Annotated in this window: 3 protein-coding genes and 1 pseudogene; 1 reads left to right on the top strand and 3 read right to left on the bottom strand. The window is 58.7% G+C overall.

Annotated elements, in window-relative coordinates:
• Both DBR30_RS22670 and DBR30_RS20020 read right to left on the bottom strand, forming a co-directional pair.
• Window positions 1-94 (bottom strand): annotated as a pseudogene (locus tag DBR30_RS22670) (ABC transporter substrate-binding protein); the annotation flags it as partial.
• A gap of 49 nt (window positions 95-143) precedes the next feature.
• Entirely contained in the window at window positions 144-914 is a 771-nt protein-coding gene (locus DBR30_RS20020) for an ABC transporter ATP-binding protein (protein ID WP_005337310.1), read from the bottom strand.
• 533 nt (window positions 915-1,447) lie between these two features.
• Between DBR30_RS20020 and DBR30_RS20025 the strand changes: the two genes are divergently transcribed.
• Complete coding sequence (locus tag DBR30_RS20025; protein WP_108540448.1) at window positions 1,448-2,350, top strand: lysine exporter LysO family protein; 903 nt, start codon at window positions 1,448-1,450, stop codon at window positions 2,348-2,350.
• A gap of 103 nt (window positions 2,351-2,453) precedes the next feature.
• Here DBR30_RS20025 and DBR30_RS20030 read toward each other — a convergent pair.
• The coding region (locus DBR30_RS20030; RefSeq protein ID WP_108588495.1) for an amidohydrolase family protein at window positions 2,454-3,186 on the bottom strand (733 nt) is incomplete at its 5' end.

Consider the following 3,186-nt stretch of genomic DNA (forward strand, 5'->3'; position numbering starts at 1 on the left):
CAACCCCGATCCGGACCTCTTTCCACTCCTTGGCCATCAGGCTACCGGACGCGAGGGCAGTAACTACGGCTGTCGCCAGCATCAGCTTGTTCATGTATCTCTCCTTGATAAAACAGTTGATTGGGTAACCAGGCATCCCGCCATCAGTAGATGGAGGAGATGAATTGCTTGAACCGCTCGGATTTGGGATGGGCGAAAATCTCCTTGGGGTTGCCCTCCTCTTCCACCCGCCCCTGATGCAGAAACATCACCTTGTTAGATACATCCCGGGCAAACGACATCTCGTGGGTCACCACCAGCATGGTGCGCCCCTCTTCGGCCAGCTCGCGCATCAGGCCGAGCACCTCCCCCACCAGCTCGGGATCCAGCGCCGAGGTGGGTTCGTCAAACAGCATCACCTCGGGCTCTACCGCCAGCGCACGGGCAATGGCGGCCCGCTGCTGCTGACCACCGGAGAGGTGGCCGGGATAGTAGTCGCGCCGCTCCCAGAGTCCAACCCGGTTGAGCAGTTGCTCTGCCTTGGCCAGAGCTTCGGCGCGAGGCACCTTGAGCACCTGGATCGGCACTTCGATAATGTTCTGCATGATGGTCATGTGTGACCAGAGATTGAAACTTTGAAACACCATGGCCAGCCGGCTGCGGATCCGCTCAACCTGACGCATATCCTCGGGCAACCGCTCGCCGGCGCGGCTGGTTTTCATCCGGATCAGTTCGCCATGGAGCGAGACGGTGCCGGATGAGGGGGTTTCGAGCAAATTGATACAGCGAAGAAAAGTCGACTTCCCCGAGCCGGAGGAGCCGATAAGGGAGATCACATCACCCTTGTGGGCGGTCATGTCGATGCCCTTGAGCACTTCGTGGGTGCCAAAATATTTGTGCAGATCACGTACTTCCAGTGCGGCAACGTCGCTCATCCATTACAACCTTGTCTGTCCCTAGACGCCGCAGGGGGCGTGACTCAACCATCGTCCATTTAACAAAAAGTTAACCGATGGCAACCTTCAGCGAAAATATCACCCGGATAGTGAAAAAACAATACAGAACGAGGGTCTTCAGGGGATTCGCTCTATTTTTATTCGCTCTTTGCGTATTTTTCAGCACTTTGTTTGCATAAACAGCCGTTTCAATGGCTATTCCGATACCGCCTTTTTATACCCCAATCATATCAGTGGCAAGAGAAAAGCGTGATGTGTGCCAAACCGGCACCAAAATGGCTTTATGCACCCCCTTTCAGAGCGAAATATCGGCCCCCCGATCGGATCAACTTGATTTCATTGGTGCACTCGGGCTCGCACAGAACCTTATCAAACAGAGAGGTTGTGGCAAAAAAGTAACAATCTGCCCCCAAAAGGGCTGTTTTCGGCCATGAAAGCGAGAGATATGTGACACAGAGCCAATAAGTAATGATAAGGTGGTGTTTTTATCAGTTTTTGTGATCGAGGCCTCGATGCTGCTCAATGTCTTGCTGATCCTGTTGCCACTGGCAATCGGCTATCTGATTCCCCTCTCCTCTGCCCGGCTGATCAAGCTGGTCAACCAGAGTCTGGGCAAGATGGTCTACCTCATTCTGTTTCTGATGGGGCTCGGGCTTGCCTATGTGGAGAACCTGGGCAGCAATCTGGCGGTGATCTTCAAGGTCGCCGGGGTGATGCTCACCGCGATCACGCTCTGCAACCTGCTGGCCCTCTGGTGGCTCGACAAGCGCACGCCGCCGACCCACGAGGCGAGTGATACCAAGATGCCGAGCAAGCTACACCTGTTGTGGGAATCCCTGCAGCTTTGCTTTGTGGTGCTCGGCGGTGTGCTGCTCGGGTTGCTGGTGGATCTGCGCGCACTGCCCATCGACAAGTGGAGCGAGTGGGCCCTGATGCTGCTGCTGTTTCTCATCGGGGTGCAGATGCGCAACTCCGGCATGCGGCTGCGCCAGATCCTGCTCAATCCCTGGGGGATGAAGATAGCCGCCACCGTCATCCTCAGCAGCTGGCTGGGAAGCCTGCTGGCGGCCCAGTTGCTGGGCATGCCCTTTACCCATGGTCTGGCGATGAGCTCGAGCTTCGGCTGGTATTCGCTCTCCGGCATTCTGGTGGCCGACAAACTGGGGCCGGTGCTCGGTTCTGCTGCCTTTATCAACGATCTTGGGCGTGAGCTTATCGCCATTCTGATCATCCCGGTCCTGATGCGACGCCACCCCTCGGCGGCCATCGGTTACGGCGGCGCCACGGCGCTGGACTTCACTCTGCCGGTTATCCAGAAATCAGGGGGTATTCAGGTGGTGCCGGTGGCCATTGTCTCCGGCTTTATCCTGAGCCTGCTCGGCCCCATCCTGATCCTCGGGTTTCTGGCGCTCTAAGCCTGATTCCCACATTGCAGATAAAAAAGCCCGACTTTGTTGTCGGGCTTTTGCTGCTTGGAGCAACCACGCACTCGCACTGGCTGCGATATTGCCCGCAGCCTTATTCGCGCCACTGGCCGCCACTCATCACTCGCTCGATAGCAAACGTCCGGTCGTGCACCAGCAGCAGATCCGCATCCTGCCCGACCCCGATACGCCCCTTGCTGCCAAGCCCCAGCGCCTGCGCCGGATTGCTTGTCACCACGGCCAACGCCCTCTCCAGCGAGACACCGAGACGGATCGCGCGCACGCACTGCAGCCACAGGCTGGCAATCTGACCGCAGCGCATCTCGATTAGCCGCCCTTCGCCATCAAAGCGCGGCAGGCTGGCGTTGGCATCCGAGCTGAAGGTGATGCGCTCGGCAGGCACATTGGCGGCCAGCAGCTCGACGAGTGCATCGGCAGCAAGCCGCTCGCCATCCTCCAGCAGATCGGGAAAGCTCGAGGTGGTGAGATCTACCCAACCTCCCGCCTTGCCCCACTCTATGGCCTCGGCAAAGAGCCAGGGGTTGCGGTTGCAGTGAGTGGGATAGAGCTGGCGCAGCGGAATGTCGGTCTTATCGCGCAGGGCCCGCAGGGGCGCCAATGCCCCCTTGCCATCCCCGACATGGAAGAAGCTGACCCCGCTCTTGCCCGCAAGCAGCCCGGCTACTCGCGCCTCGCTGGCAAGCCTGGCCAGCTCATCGTGGGTCGGCGCACTGGATCTGTGGTCGCTGATGGCCACCTCCCCCACCCCCAATACCTCGGGGATCAGGATGATGTCCGACTCCACCGTGCCGGTCAGGGTCTTGACC

Origin of the sequence: Aeromonas sp. HMWF017 (assembly GCF_003061465.1) — a bacterium.
GTDB lineage: Bacteria > Pseudomonadota > Gammaproteobacteria > Enterobacterales > Aeromonadaceae > Aeromonas > Aeromonas veronii.

What these genes read in the sequence shown, in the direction of transcription:
- DBR30_RS20020 (WP_005337310.1), bottom strand. Translation starts at nt 914, where the DNA reads ATGAGCGACGTTGCCGCACTGGAAGTACGTGATCTGCACAAATATTTT.
- DBR30_RS20025 (WP_108540448.1), top strand. Translation starts at nt 1,448, where the DNA reads ATGCTGCTCAATGTCTTGCTGATCCTGTTGCCACTGGCAATCGGCTAT.